The organism is Sphingobium sp. TKS, from assembly GCF_001563265.1.
GTDB lineage: Bacteria > Pseudomonadota > Alphaproteobacteria > Sphingomonadales > Sphingomonadaceae > Sphingobium.
Genome location: NZ_CP005083.1, coordinates 2,889,700 through 2,904,079 on the forward strand (window position 1 = coordinate 2,889,700; position 14,380 = coordinate 2,904,079).

Genomic DNA, 14,380 nt, shown 5'->3' on the forward strand with positions numbered 1-14,380 from the left:
CTAGACTGGGCTCCTGCCTTCGCAGGAGCACGAAGCACTGGCAAGCGCTTCATATCAAACCGACAGCACTTCGTCGCAGCGGTTGCAGAGTGCGCCGTCTTCCTCCACTTCCGGCAGCAGGCGCCAGCAGCGGCCGCATTTGTGCCAGTCGCTGGGCTTGACGACGATGCCATCGCCCTTGCCCATTTCGATGCGGGCGACGATGGCGATTTCGGCGAAGTTCACACCGTCACTGGGGACCAGCTGACCCATGGTGACGTCGGCCTCCAAGCTGGAGCGGACGATCTTTTCGCGGCGGAGCGGCTCGATGGCTTCGTTTACCTGATCGCGCTGGTCGCGCAGCTCGGTCCACTTGGCGTCGAGCGCTTCATTCGCCCAAGCCGCGTCGACTTCCGGCCATTCGAGGAAATGGACGCTTTCTTCGGGGTTTGTGAAGCGGCTTTGCCAGACCTCCTCAGCGGTGAAGGGGATGATCGGCGCAGCATAGCGGACCAGCGCGTGGAACAGCGTGTCCAGCACGGTGCGATAGGCGCGGCGCTTGGGATCGCTCTTCGCGTCGCAATAGAGGCAGTCCTTGCGAATGTCGAAGAAGAATGCCGACAGGTCGCTATTGGCGAAGTCGAACAGGGCGCGGGTATAGCGGCTGAATTCGAGCCAATTCTCGCTGCCGGCCGCCTTGTCCACCACCGCCTTGAGGTCCGCGTCGAGGCTGGCAAGCCGGTGGAGCATATAGCGCTCCAGCTCCGGCATTTCCGAAACGGGCAGCTTTTCCTCTTCCGAAAAATCGGAAAGAGCGCCCAGCAAGTAACGGAAAGTGTTGCGAAGTTTGCGATAGGCGTCGGACGAACCGGCCAGCACTTCCTTGCCGATGCGGACATCGTCGAAATAGTCGGTGCTGGCGACCCAGACGCGCAATATGTCGGAGCCGCTCTCCGCGATGACCTTCAGCGGATCGACCACATTGCCCAGGCTCTTCGACATTTTGCGGCCCTGCCCGTCCAGCGCGAAGCCGTGGGTAAGGACGGCGTCATAGGGCGCGCGGCCGCGGGTGCCGCTGCTTTCGAGCAGCGAGGACTGGAACCAGCCGCGATGCTGGTCGGAGCCTTCCAGATAAAGGTCGGCGCGGGCATCGGGGCCGTAGCGGCCCTCGACCACGAAGCTGTGAGTCGAGCCGCTGTCGAACCAGACGTCGAGAATGTCGTTGACCACCTCATAGTCATTGAGGTCGTAATCCGGGCCGAGCAGCGCCTGATGGTCGGCGCCGAACCAGGCGTCGGCGCCTGCGCCCTTGAATGCTTCGACGATGCGGGCATTTACTGCCTTATCAACGAGATATTCGCCAGTCTTGCGATGAACATAGAGGGCGATGGGTACGCCCCAGGCGCGCTGGCGGCTGATCACCCAGTCGGGGCGGCCCTCCACCATCGAGCGGATGCGGTTGATCGAGCGTTCCGGCACCCAGCGGGTGTTTTCGATCGAGTTGAGGGCGAGGTCGCGCAGGGTGGCGCCATTGCCCTTAAGCCCCTCCCCTTCATGGGAGGGGTTGAGGTGGGAGATCAACCCAAGCCCCGAACTATCTGGAGAGCCCCCACCCCCGGCCCCTCCCCTGAAGGGGAGGGGTGAAGTCTGGTCCATCGGGATGAACCATTGGGGGGTGCAGCGGAAGATGATCTTCGCCTTGGAGCGCCAGCTATGGGGATAGCTGTGCTTGAAGTCGTCGGAGGCAGCCAGAAGCCCGCCCACTTCGCGCAGGTCGGTGCAGATCGGGCCGTCCTTGCTGACGAATTTCGGGTTGATAACCGATCCTTGGCCGCCGAGCCAGAGCCAGTCCTCGCGATATTTGCCGTCATTTTCGACGGCGAAGACCGGGTTGATGCCGTTCGCCTTGCAGAGCGCGAAGTCGTCCTCGCCATGGTCGGGCGCCATGTGGACAAGGCCGGTGCCCGCGTCGGTGGTGACGAAATCGCCTGCGAGGAACGGGCGCGGCCTGGCGAAGAAGCCGCCGAGGGCGTGCATCGGGTGGCGGGCGATGGCTCCGGCGAGTTGGGAACCTTTGAGCGAAGCCACCTTCTTCATGACTTGGCCACCCAAAGGCGAGTTCTCGGGAGAGCCAGTGATGCGCGCCCTTACAGACTCCGCCAATGGTTCAGCCAACAGGTAACGGAACTCCGCGACACTTTCGGTCGTCAGAACGCCTTCCGGCCTGACATTGTCAGTGGTATCAAACGGCCACTCAAAAACATAAACGCCGTACTCAACCTCCGGCCCATAAGCCAGCGCCTGATTGACCGGGATCGTCCAAGGCGTCGTGGTCCAGATCACCGCATGAGCGCCGACCAGTTCCGGCGCGTTCGGCGCTTCAACAATCTCGAACGCCACGTCGATCTGGGTCGAGACGATGTCCTCATATTCCACTTCCGCCTCGGCCAACGCGGTCTTTTCGACCGGGGACCACATGACGGGCTTGGCGCCGCGATAGAGCTGGCCGCTTTCCGCGAATTTCAGCAGTTCCCCGACGATGGTGGCTTCGGCGTCGAACTTCATGGTGAGATAGGGATCGTCCCAATCGCCCATCACGCCAAGGCGCTTGAACTGCTCCTTCTGCACGCCGACCCATTTGTCCGCATAGGCGCGGCATTCGGCGCGGAACTCCTGCGCGGGAACCTCGTCCTTGTTCTGTTTCTTCTTGCGATATTCCTCCTCGATCTTCCATTCGATCGGAAGGCCGTGGCAATCCCAGCCGGGGACATAGGGCGCATCTTTACCCAGCAATGACTGGCTGCGGACGATGATGTCCTTGAGCACCTTGTTCATCGCGTGGCCCATATGGATGTCGCCATTAGCATAGGGCGGGCCGTCGTGGAGGATGAAGCGTTCGCGGCCCTTCCGCCGCTCGCGCAGCTTGCCATAGAGGTCCATTTCCTCCCAGCGCGCGAGGATCGCCGGTTCCTTCTGCGCGAGGCCCGCCTTCATCGGGAAGTCGGTGACGGGCAGGAATACGGTGCTCTTATAGTCTGGCTGGTCGGTCATGAAGGTCCGCGCGTGTTAATCTGATCGCGCGGCATTAGGCGAGGTACGGCGTTCCCGCAAGGATTTGCCGCGCATCGTCGCAGTCCTTCGCGATCGCCGCCATTAGCGGGTCGAGACCGTCATATTTCGCTTCCGGGCGGAGGAAGTGGATGAGTTGGACCTCTATCACCTGATCGTAGAGGCTTTCGGCGAAATCGAAGAAATGCGGCTCCAGCAGTTCCTTGGGCGGATCGAAGCTGGGGCGGATGCCGAGATTGGCGGCGCCGTCCAGCACACGGCCGTCGGCAAGCAGGCCGCGCACGGCGTAAATGCCATAGGCCGGGCGCAGATAATGGCCAAGGTCGACATTGGCGGTCGGAAAACCGATGGTGCGGCCAAGCTTGTCGCCATGCTGAACCATGCCTTCGATGGTGAAGGGGCGGGTCAGCAGGCGGGTCGCGGTGGCGCAGTCGCCCGATTTGAGCGCCTGACGGATGTGGGTGGAGGAGATGATTTCTCCGCCTGCTCCGGTAACCGGCGCGACGGCTTGCGCGCTAAGGCCCATGGCGCCGCCCAATTGCGCGAGGGTTTCGGTGGTGCCTGCGCGGTCCTTGCCGAAGGTAAAATCCTCGCCGGTGACGACTCCCGCGACGCCCCAGCCGGTCAGCAGGCGGACGAAGGCTTGCGGGTCGAGGGCCGCGAGTTCGCGGGTGAAGTCGAACACCAGCATGGCATCGGCGCCGGCTTTGGTGAACAGGCGTTCGCGCTGGTCGAGCGTGGTCAGGCGGAACCAGGGCGTTTCGGGTCGAAAGAGCCGCATGGGATGCGGGTCGAATGTGGCGATGATCGCGGGGCGGCCTTCGGCCCGGGCAAGCTCTATGGCGCGGCGGGCGACAGCCTGATGCCCGGCATGAAATCCGTCGAAATTTCCCAGCGCCATGATGCTGCCGCGCAGATGGGCAGGCATCGGGTCGCTGCTGTGCAGCCGCTCCATGAGGGGCGCTATAGGGATGCGTCCGGCCGCTGGCAATGCGCGGCGGTGCGGCGGAAGGTGACGAAGCTGTAGGCGGGGCGGCCATCCTGTGCGGGATGGTCTGCGCGGGCGCTTTCTTCCCAGTTCGCGGGGTCGGGATAGGCGATGCGGGTGTCGCCTTCCGCATCGATGTGAACTTCGGTGAGTTCGATCCGGTGCGCGAGGGACAGGAAGAATTGGTAGATTTCGGCTCCGCCTATGATGGCGATCAGGGGGGCGTCGGCTTTGGCGATGGCGTCCTGGGGGCTGTGGGCGGTTTCGGCGCCCTCCCCTGCCCATGTCGGATCGCGGGTCAGGACGATGTGGCGGCGGCCTGGAAGCAGGCCCGGCAGGCTGTCGAAGGTCTTTCGGCCCATGACCATCGGGTAGCCTAGGGTGAGCGCCTTGAAATGCTTGAGGTCGGCAGGCAGGCGCCAAGGCAGATCGCCGTCCTTGCCGATCACGCCATTGTCGGCGCGGGCGAGGATGAGGACGATTTCCGGGGTTTCGATCATAGAGTCAGGCGGGTGACATGACCCATTTTGCGGCCAGGGCGGGCTTCGTGCTTGCCGTAAAGGTGCAGATGGTTGGCCGGGTCGGACAGGATTTTCTGCCAGTCATTGGCTTGCTCACCGATGAGGTTGCGCATCTCGACCTGCACGGCGGCAAGGCCGGTATCGCCCAGCGGCAGGCCGCAGATCGCCCGCACATGATTTTCGAACTGGCTGGTGAGCGCGCCTTCGATGGTCCAGTGGCCGCTATTGTGGACGCGTGGGGCCATTTCATTGAAGACCGGCCCGTCGGCGCTGGCGAAGAACTCCAGCGTGAGGACGCCGATATAATCCAGAGCGTTGGCGACTTTCGTTGCCAGCGCGCGGGCTTCGGGGAGTTGGCCTTCGATGAGCGCGCCAGCCGGGACCGTCGACGTGTCGAGGATGCCGTCCTTATGGACATTGGCCGCGCTGTCCCAGAAGCGGATGTCGCCATTGGCGCCGCGCACGAGGATGACGGAATATTCTTGGCGGAAGGTCACGAAGCCTTCGACTATGGCGCTCTGGCGGCCAATGGCATTCCAGGCGCCGACCGCGTCGCCGGGGTCGGACAGGCGCGCCTGCCCCTTGCCGTCATAGCCCATGCGGTTGGTCTTGAGGATCGCCTTGCTGCCGATCTGGTCGAGCGCTTCTTCGAGATCGTCGAGGCTTTCGACCTGCGCGAAGGGAGCCGTGAGGCCGCCCAGATCGCAGACGAAACGCTTTTCGGCAAGGCGGTCCTGCGCGACGCGCAAGGCCTGCGCGCCGGGGCGGACGAGGCCGTGGGTGGCGAGGACTTCGACGGCGGCGGGGTCGATATTCTCGAACTCGTAGGTGACGACGTCCACGCCGTCCGCGAAAGCCGCGAGGGCTTCGGCGTCTTCATAGGCGCCCTGCGTCCAGCGCGGGGAAACGTCGGCGGCGGGGCCGCTGCTTTCCGGGGCATAGATATGGGTGCGATAGCCAAGCTGCGCGGCGGCGATGGCGGTCATCCGGCCAAGCTGGCCGCCGCCTAATATGCCGATGGTCGAGCCGGGCGGGATGATGGTCATCTTATTCGGGCGTGTCCGCTACGTCGTTGGTCTGCTTGGCGCGCCACGCGTCGAGGCGCTCGGCAAGCGCGGCGTCGGTGGTGGCGAGGATGGAGGCAGCGAAAAGCGCGGCGTTGATCGCGCCGGGCTTGCCGATGGCGAGCGTGCCGACGGGAATGCCGCCGGGCATCTGGACGATGGAGAGCAGGCTGTCCATGCCCTTGAGCGCCTTGGATTCAACCGGAACGCCAAGGACCGGCAGGCGGGTCATGGAGGCGGTCATGCCAGGAAGATGCGCAGCACCCCCGGCTCCGGCGATGATGACTTTGAGGCCGCGGGCTACGGCGCCGGTGGCGTAGTCGTAGAGGCGTTGGGGGGTGCGGTGGGCGGAGACGACCTTGCACTCATGGGCGACGCCGAGCGCTTCGAGAGTCTCGGAGGCGTGGCGCATCGTTTCCCAATCGGAACGGCTGCCCATGATGATGCCGACTTCCACGGCTTCGACTGCCCCGGTCATTTCGCTTGGCACTTTCCCTGATAGTGCGGAAAGCAAAGCCCCTTAGCGGGAGGTTGGCGGAGGGGCAATGCGGGAATTGCTGCTTTCCGTTCCTATTTCGTGCTCCTGCGAAGGCAGGAGCCCAGCTCAGACGGCGGGACTGGGCTCCTGCCTTCGCAGGAGCACATCGGATTTTAACGTTCTGAAAGGTAATAGCGGTCCTTCGCCGTCAGGTCGTCATTCAACTCATAGACGATCGGCTGGCCGGTCGGGATTTCCAGTTCGGTGATCTCGTCATCGGGGATGTTGGACAGGTGCTTCACCAGCGCGCGGAGCGAGTTGCCGTGGGCGGAAATGACGACGCGCTTGCCCGCCTTCAGGTCGGGAGCGATGCGTTCTTCCCAATAGGGCAATACGCGGGCGATGGTGTCTTTCAGCGATTCCGTCGACGGGATCGGGATGCCGGCATAACGGCGGTCCTTCGACAGGTCGAACTCGCTGCCTGCTTCCAGCGGCGGCGGGGGCGTGTCGAAGCTGCGGCGCCAGATCTTCACCTGATCGTCGCCATGCTTGGCCGCCGTCTCCGCCTTGTTGAGGCCGGTGAGGCCGCCATAATGACGCTCATTGAGGCGCCAGTCCTTCTCCACCGGGAGCCAGAGGCGGCCCATTTCCTCCAGCGCGAGGTTCAGCGTCTTGATCGCGCGGGTCTGGACCGAGGTGTAGCACTGGTCGAAATCCAGCCCCTTTTGCGCCATCAGGCGACCGGCGGCGCGGGCTTCCTCGGCGCCCTTTTCGGTCACGTCCACATCCCACCAGCCGGTGAAGCGGTTTTCGAGATTCCAGGCCGACTGGCCGTGACGGATGAGGACGAGCGTGGGCATGAAGCGTGTCTCCTGCAAGAGAAACCATGAGTTGCGGCCTCCCATAACGCCGGAATCATCCGACGCAAGCTTGCGCAAGCCCCGCCTGCCCCCACATTGCAGTCGGTCCGTCGATCGGTTAGCCCACTCAAGAGCTTAAGGAAGGAACCGGCATCTTGGCATTTGTGAAGGGCATGTGGCGCATATTGGTCGCCATCAAGGACGGGCTGGTGCTGCTGTTCCTGCTGATGTTCTTCGGGCTGCTCTATGCCGCCCTGTCCTGGTCGCCCAAGCCCGCGCAGAGCGTGAGCAGCGGCGCGCTGTTGCTGAAGCTGGACGGGAGCATCGTCGAGCAGCCTTCCGAGGTCGATCCGATGGCGTTGCTCACCGGCTCCCGCGACAAGAGCAAGGAATATGGGCTGGCCGATATCGTCGCCGCGCTCGACGCCGCGAGGGACGACAGGCATGTGAAGGCCGTGGTGCTGAACCTGGACGGGTTCGCGGGCGGCGGTCAGGTCGCGCTGGCGCGGGTCGGCAAGGCGCTGGACGCGGTGCGCGCGGCGAAGAAGCCGGTCTTCGCCTATGCCACCATCTATAGCGACGACAGCTATCAACTGGCCGCGCATGCGACCGAAAGCTGGGTCGATCCGCTGGGCGGCGTGGCGATTGTCGGGCGCGGCGGATCGGGGCTTTATTATAAGGGGCTGATCGACAAGCTGGGGGTCAATACCCATGTCTATCGCGTCGGCACCTATAAGAGCTTTGTCGAACCCTTCACCCGCACCGACCAGTCGCCTGAGGCCAAGCAGGCCAATCAGGCGCTTGCCAACGCGCTGTGGGAGGATTGGCAGCAGGAAGTCGCCAAGGCGCGGCCCAAGGCAAGGCTGGCAGCCTATGTGCGCGATCCGGCCGCCTTGGCGGAGGCTGCGGGCGGCAATCTGGCGAAGGCGGCCCTGGGCGCCGGGCTGGTCGACAGGCTGGGCGACGAGGCGGCCTTCGGCGCCCGCGTGGCCGAGGTAGCGGGCGATGCGCCGGACGACAAGGCCGGGGACTTTGCGGCCATCGATCTGAAAAACTACATGAAGGCGCATAAGCCCGCCAATGGCGGCGAGATCGGCGTGCTGACCGTCGCGGGCGATATCGTCGATGGCGAGGCGGGTCCGGGCACTGCTGCGGGCGACACGATTTCGGCGCTGCTGCGCAAGGCACTGGCGGAGAAGGACTTGAAGGCCCTGGTGGTGCGAGTGGATTCGCCGGGCGGGTCGGTGATGGCGTCGGAGAAGATTCGCAGCGCCATCATGGAGGCCAGGTCCGAAGGCCTGCCGGTGGTGGTCTCCATGGGCAATGTGGCGGCGAGCGGCGGCTATTGGGTGTCGACGCCCGCCAATGTGATCTTTGCCGAACCGGACACGATCACCGGCTCGATCGGCGTGTTCGGCATCATTCCGAGCTTCGAGGGCACGCTGGCGAAGATGGGCGTGACCACCGACGGCGTGAAGACGACGCCATTGTCGGGACAGCCGGACATTGCCGGAGGGACGACGCCCGAGTTCGACCGGATCATGCAGATGGGGGTCGAAGATATTTACGGCCGCTTCGTCGGGCTGGTGGCGCAATCCCGGCGCAAGACGCCGCAGCAGATCGACGCGATCGCGCAGGGACGCGTCTGGGACGGGGGCACGGCGCGGCAGATCGGGCTGGTGGATCGCTTCGGCGGGCTGGAGGACGCGATTGCCGAGGCGGCGAAGCTGGCGAAGATCGATCCGGCCAAGGCCAAGCCCTATCGGATCGCAAAGAAACCGGACAAGTTCGCGGAGTTCGTCCAGTCGATCGTGGACCGCGAGGATGAGGATGATGCGGGAGCTCCGGATGGGGCGATGGGGCGCGATCTGCTAGGACGGCAGGCGATGGTGCAGAGGAACTGGGCCTTGCAGGCCGTTGCCGACGTGCGGGCGCTGGTGAGCGGCGCGGGTGTGCGGGCGGATTGTCTGGAGTGCCGGGGCTATGGCGCGCCACGGGTGGCTAAGGCAGCGGATGAGCGGGGGTTGATGGCGGTTTTGCTGGGGCTTTGGCGGTGATGTAAGGGTGGCCGGCGAAACGGGGATGACGGCCGGCAGCAAGACCCTTCGACAAGCTCAGGGCGAACGGGAACTGAAGGTCCGCCTTCCACCCATCCTGTTCACTCCACTCAAAGGCCGCTCCACACGGTCGCCACGATGTCGGGCAGACCTTCCGCCATGGAGTACTGGCGTGACGGGGCCGCTCTCCCTATAGCTGATCCATGGCATCGACCGAAAAGAAGAAGAAATCCGTTCCCTCCCACAGCAAGGTGCGGCCCGCAGGCTTCCCGACACGCGAACAGGTGATGGATTTCATCACCTCCGCCGACCAACCGGCGGGAAAGCGGGAAATCGCGAAAGCGTTCGGCCTCAAGGGGCAAGAGAAGATCGCGCTCAAAGCCCTGCTCAAGGATATGGCGGATGAGGGACTGATCGACATCGGTCCGGCGCGCGCCTTTCACAAGATGGGCGGCGTGCCGAAGGTGACGGTGCTGCGGATCGTCGATGTCGACGATACGACCCTGATCGCCACGCCCGAACGCTGGGAGGCGGAGGGCCAACCTGCGCCCCGGCTGCGCATCGTGGAACGGGGCAAGAGAGGCGCCCTCACCATCGGTGACCGGATATTAGCGCGGACGGAGGAGGCCGGGCGCGGCTGGGTCGCGCATCCGATGAAGAAGCTCGCCAAGGCCAGCGAGGAATTGCTGGGCGTGGTCGAGGAAGGAGATGGCGGCAAGCTGTGGCTGCGCCCCGTCGACAAGCGCATTCGCCGGGACACGCCGATTTCGGATGTGGGGACCGCGAAGAAGGGCGATCTGGTGTTGGCCGAGCCGGTGGGCCGCCCGCCGCGCATCACGGCGCGGGTAACGGATATATTGGGCGATCCCTTCGCGCCGCGCAGTTTCAGCCTCATCGCCATTCACAAACATGGCATTCCCCACGTCTTTTCCGAGCGGGTGGAGGAGGAGGCGGTCACGGCTTCCGACCTGGCTCTGCATGAGGAAAAGCGGGAGGATCTGCGGCATCTGCCCATCGTCGCCATCGATCCGGTCGATGCGCGGGATCATGACGATGCGGTCTGGGCTGCGCCGGATGAAGACCCGGACAATGCCGGCGGTTACAAGGCGATCGTCGCGATCGCGGACGTCAGCTATTATGTGCGGCCGGGCAGCGCGCTCGACCGGGAGGCGCGCAAGCGCGGGAACAGCGTCTATTTCCCTGACCTCGTCGTGCCGATGCTGCCGCATCAGCTATCTTCGGACATGTGTTCGCTGCGGGCGGACGAGGATCGGGCGGCGATGGCCTGTCACCTCGTCCTCGACGCTTCGGGCAAGGTGAAGAGCTGGCGTTTCTCCCGCGCGATTATCAGGGTGGCTGCGGTGCTGGCCTATGAGGACGCGCAGGCGGCCATAGACGGGACGCGGGAGGAGCCGCTGCTGGAGACGGCATTGAAGCCGCTCTGGGCCTGCTGGGCGCTGCTGCGCAAGGCGCGGGACAAGCGGGAGCCGCTGGCGCTGGACCTGCCGGAGCGGCGGGTGGTGCTGGACGAATATGGCAAGATCGTCAGCGTGGCGGTGCGCGAGCGGCTCGACGCGCATATGGTGATCGAGGATTATATGATCGCCGCCAATGTCGCGGCGGCCAAGGCGCTTGAAGCAAAGAAGGCGCCGGTCATGTATCGTGTCCATGAGCCGCCGAGCCGGGACAAGCTGGTGGCGCTGAAGGACTATCTGGCGACTTTCGACATCGAATTCGCGCTGGGACAGGTGGTGAAGCCCGCGACCTTCAACCGCCTCATCGAGCGCGTCGGGGAGGCCGAGGAAAAGCCGCAGATCATGGAGCAGATCCTGCGCAGCCAGACCCAGGCCTATTATGCGCCGTCCAATCTGGGTCATTTCGGGCTGGCTTTGGGTTCCTATGCCCATTTCACCTCACCGATCCGGCGCTATGCGGACCTGCTGGTGCATCGGGCGCTGGTCGGCGCCTATGGACTGGAACTGCCCGCGCCCAAGGGCGGCGTCATTCCCGACCGGTCTTCGCTGAGCGGCGAGGATATGGAGAATATGGGCCGCGTGGGCGAGATGATCAGCCAGCATGAGCGCCGCGCCATGGAGGCGGAGCGGGAGACGATCGACCGCTATGTCGCGGCCTTTCTGGCGGCGCATGTGGGCGATCTGGTGGAGGCGCGGATCACCGGGGTGCAGAGCTTCGGCTTCTTCGCCACGGTCGAGGGGCTGGGCGGCGACGGGCTGGTGCCGGTCTCGACTCTGGGCGACGAGCGTTTCTTCTATGACGAAGCCGGGCGAGCGCTGGAGGGGGTTGAGAGCGGAGATCGCTATACGGTCGGGCAACGCCTGCAATTGCGGCTGGCGGAGGCGGACCCGATCAACGGCGCGCTGCGCTTCGAACTGCCAGATGCCCTGCCCCAACGGCCGAGTTTCCGGAAGGATCGCGCACGTCCGGGCAGCGCCCGGCGCGGACGGCCCACCAATATCCGCCATATCGGGGCGAAGCGGGGCAAGCATCGGCGGTGATGGCCGAACGAAAAAGGGCGGCCCGCGGGACCGCCCTTTTTCGTTCTCAACCCGGCGGCGAAACGTCAGGCCGCCGCGCTCTCCGGCTCGACGGCGAACAGGGTCACGCCCTTATATTTACTGTCGCCCTGATCATACAGGCCGTGCATCGCCTCGAACTTTTCATCGATCAGGCAGACGTCGTTCAATCCCGCCAGCTTGAAGGTGCCCAGTTTCAATTCCCGCGGCGGGCGCCCATCCCGTTCGATCGTCACGGCGTCGATGAACATTTCGTCATGGCGCGTGTAGAGAATGTGCGGGGCCAGCTTCACGACCATCTTGTTATAGGTCGCCGTCAGACATTTCTGGAGCGCGATGGCTTCGAAGAACATGGTAGGAGCGTTCATAGTGCGCTTTTCATGACAAATTTGGCGCCCCGGTTCAATTGCTTTGTGCGTCGCACCATCATCTGATGACGCAACCTGGCGCATTTGCGGAACGAATAAACATCAGATGCTTCGCGCCTGCGGCAACAGGTGCAGCCGCTCGCGCAGCGCCCAGCGCGCCACGAGCGAGATCGCCACGACTCCAAGGCCGCTCGCCAGGCCCAGCCAGATGCCCAGCCCCTTGAGGCCCAGCGGAAAGGCAAGGATGACGCCGATGCCGATGCCGATCACCCAATAGCCGATCAGCGCGACGATCATCGGCACCCTGGTATCCTGTATGCCCCGCAGCACACCCGCGCCGACCGCTTGCGCGGCGTCCACCAATTGGAATAACGCGGCCACGCCGAGAAAGCTGATCGCCAGCGCGGCCGTTCGCTGATTGGCCGGGTCGCGCAGATCCAGAAAGGCCGAGATCAGCGTCCGGGGAAAGAGGATCAGCATCGTCGCAGCCATGAGCGCGAATCCGGTCCCGATCGCCAGCGCCAGCCAACCCGCCCGGCCGACCGCCGCCCGGTCCCGCTTCCCATAGGCGAGGCCCACGCGCACCGTCGCGGCCTGGCCAATGCCCATCGGCACCATGAAGACCAGCGCCGCGATCTGGATCGCCACCGCATGCGCCGCCAGCGAGTCGCGGTCGATCAGCCCCATCAGAAAGGCGGAGGCGTTGAACACGGTCGTTTCCAGCCCCAGGGTGATCGCGATCGGCAGGCCCAGCGCCCAGACCGTGCGGTGCCGTTCCCGGTCCCGCGTCCAGAAACGCCCGAGCAGCCGATAGCGACGGAACCGCCGGTCGATCAGGATGACGGAGAGCAGCCCGAAGAACAGGAAGGAGGAGGACAGGCTGCTGGCGATCCCCGCGCCGAACATCCCCAGCGCGGGAAAGCCCAGATGCCCGAAGATCAGCGCCCACCCCGCCAGCACGTTGATCGGGATGGCGCAGACCATGATGACCAGACCCCAGACAGGACGTTCGAGCGCGGAAATGAAATTGCGCAGGGTGGTAAAGCCCAGGAAGGGCAGCAGCGCCCATTGCAGCCCGCGCATCAATTCGCCTGCTTGGGCCGCAAGGTCGGCTTCCTGCCCCATCAGCAGCAGGATCGCCTCGCTTTCCCATAGCAAGGCCCAGGCGGGCAGCACGAACAGCGCCGCCGCGCGCAGCGTCTGGTGCACCGTCCGCCGGACATCGCGCACCGAATGCCGCCGCCGCCCGCGCTCCGTGGCGATCAGCGGCGCGGCGGCGGTGACCAGCCCCATGCCGAAGATCAGCAGCGCGTTGAACAGGTTGATCGCCAGCGCCCCTGAAGCCACCGCGCTCGCCCCCAACCGGCCGAGCAGCAGCAGATCGGTCGCGGCGATCCCCGCCCAGGCGATATTGCCCGCGATCATCGGCAGCGCGAGCGCCGTCAGCGCCCCGGCCTCCAGGCGCCAGGGTGAAGGCATCAATGCTTCTTGAAGAGGTGCAGCACCGCCACGACGATGCCGCCGATGACCAATCCGACGATGCCCGCGCCCACGGCGTTCACGACCCAGTCGACCACCGGCGCGACGGCGGGCAAGCCATGGGCGGCGCCCTCCGCGACATGATGGATCGCGCCGGGTATCAGATCCCAGTGAAATTCATGCAGCCCGTGGACGATCAGCCCGCCGCCGACCCAGAGCATCGCCGCCGTGCCCACCACGCTCAATATCCGCATCAGTAGCGGCATGGCCTTCACCATCGCCCGGCCCAATGCCCGTGCGCCCACCGAGCGCCGCTCGGCCAGATGCAGGCCGATATCGTCCATCTTCACGATGAAGCCGACGACGCCATAGACGCCCGCCGTGATCAGGAAGGCGACGACCACCAGGATAATCGCCTGTTCCCAGATCGGTTCCGCCGCCACCGTGCCCAGCGCGATCGCCATGATCTCGCCCGACAGGATGAAATCGGTGCGAATCGCGCCGGCTACCTTCTCATCCTCCAGATCCTTCGAACTGTGGGTCTCCAGCGCTTCTTCCGCCAGATCATGGCCGCCCTGAAGCGCTTCGAGCAGCTTTTCGGCCGCTTCGAAACAGAGAAAAGCGCCGCCCAGCATCAGCAAGGGCGGCAGCAGCCAGGGCGCGAAGGCGCTCAGCACCAGCGCCGCGGGCAGCAGGAACAGCAGCTTGTTGCGCAGCGATCCCTTGGCGATCTTCCAGATGATGGGCAGTTCGCGGTCGGGCGTCAGGCCCATGACATAACGCGGCGTGACGGCGGTGTCGTCGATCACGACTCCCGCCGCCTTCGACCCGGCCTTGCCTGCTGCGGCGGCGACATCATCCAGCGAACTGGCGGTAAGCTTGGCAATCCCCGCTACGTCATCGAGCAGCGCGATCAGACCCGAAGGCATTGATAAAATTCCCCTGTTGGTTCCGGCACGAGGCCGGAAGCGGTCTCCATAGAG

Annotated in this window: 11 protein-coding genes; 2 read left to right on the forward strand and 9 right to left on the reverse strand. The window is 64.8% G+C overall.

Annotation, left to right across the window (positions count from 1 at the left end; all coding sequences use genetic code 11):
- Nucleotides 1-54 precede the first annotated feature (54 nt).
- The 6 genes from ileS to gpmA form a co-directional block, all read right to left on the reverse strand.
- Nucleotides 55-3,030 (reverse strand): isoleucine--tRNA ligase, encoded by a 2,976-nt coding sequence (gene ileS / locus K426_RS14375; protein ID WP_066558366.1) that lies wholly within the window; start codon nt 3,028-3,030, stop codon nt 55-57.
- 34 nt (nt 3,031-3,064) lie between these two features.
- Nucleotides 3,065-4,003 (reverse strand): bifunctional riboflavin kinase/FAD synthetase, encoded by a 939-nt coding sequence (locus tag K426_RS14380; RefSeq protein WP_066558367.1) that lies wholly within the window; start codon nt 4,001-4,003, stop codon nt 3,065-3,067.
- Between the two features lie 8 nt (nt 4,004-4,011).
- Nucleotides 4,012-4,536, reverse strand: coding sequence for a dihydrofolate reductase (locus K426_RS14385; protein WP_066558370.1), 525 nt, complete (start codon nt 4,534-4,536; stop codon nt 4,012-4,014).
- Entirely contained in the window at nt 4,533-5,603 is a 1,071-nt protein-coding gene (locus K426_RS14390; protein ID WP_066558372.1) for a 5-(carboxyamino)imidazole ribonucleotide synthase, read from the reverse strand. Before K426_RS14390 ends, K426_RS14385 begins: the two co-directional genes overlap by 4 nt.
- A 1-nt stretch (nt 5,604) precedes the next feature.
- Entirely contained in the window at nt 5,605-6,099 is a 495-nt protein-coding gene (purE, locus tag K426_RS14395; protein ID WP_066558373.1) for a 5-(carboxyamino)imidazole ribonucleotide mutase, read from the reverse strand.
- Between the two features lie 173 nt (nt 6,100-6,272).
- Nucleotides 6,273-6,959: a 2,3-diphosphoglycerate-dependent phosphoglycerate mutase gene (gpmA, locus tag K426_RS14400; RefSeq protein WP_066561825.1), complete on the reverse strand. Its 687-nt coding sequence runs from the start codon at nt 6,957-6,959 to the stop codon at nt 6,273-6,275.
- 155 nt (nt 6,960-7,114) lie between these two features.
- Here gpmA and sppA point away from each other — a divergent pair, with 155 nt between their 5' ends.
- A complete protein-coding gene (gene sppA / locus K426_RS14405; protein ID WP_066558376.1) occupies nt 7,115-9,016 on the forward strand; it encodes a signal peptide peptidase SppA in 1,902 nt (633 codons plus the stop codon).
- A gap of 203 nt (nt 9,017-9,219) precedes the next feature.
- Nucleotides 9,220-11,532 (forward strand): ribonuclease R, encoded by a 2,313-nt coding sequence (rnr, locus tag K426_RS14410; RefSeq protein WP_066558381.1) that lies wholly within the window; start codon nt 9,220-9,222, stop codon nt 11,530-11,532.
- A 65-nt stretch (nt 11,533-11,597) separates the two neighbouring features.
- Here the strand turns inward: rnr and K426_RS14415 are convergent, their stop codons facing one another.
- The 3 genes from K426_RS14415 to K426_RS14425 all read right to left on the reverse strand — a co-directional run bounded on the left by K426_RS14415 (nt 11,598) and on the right by K426_RS14425 (nt 14,326).
- Nucleotides 11,598-11,918 carry a hypothetical protein gene (locus K426_RS14415; protein ID WP_066558384.1) on the reverse strand — a complete coding sequence of 107 codons (321 nt, stop codon included), beginning with the start codon at nt 11,916-11,918 and terminating at the stop codon, nt 11,598-11,600.
- Nucleotides 11,919-12,020: 102 nt separating this feature from the next.
- Nucleotides 12,021-13,397, reverse strand: coding sequence for an MATE family efflux transporter (locus K426_RS14420; RefSeq protein WP_066558386.1), 1,377 nt, complete (start codon nt 13,395-13,397; stop codon nt 12,021-12,023).
- Nucleotides 13,397-14,326, reverse strand: coding sequence for a DUF808 domain-containing protein (locus K426_RS14425; protein ID WP_066558388.1), 930 nt, complete (start codon nt 14,324-14,326; stop codon nt 13,397-13,399). Before K426_RS14425 ends, K426_RS14420 begins: the two co-directional genes overlap by 1 nt.
- Nucleotides 14,327-14,380: the final 54 nt, after the last annotated feature.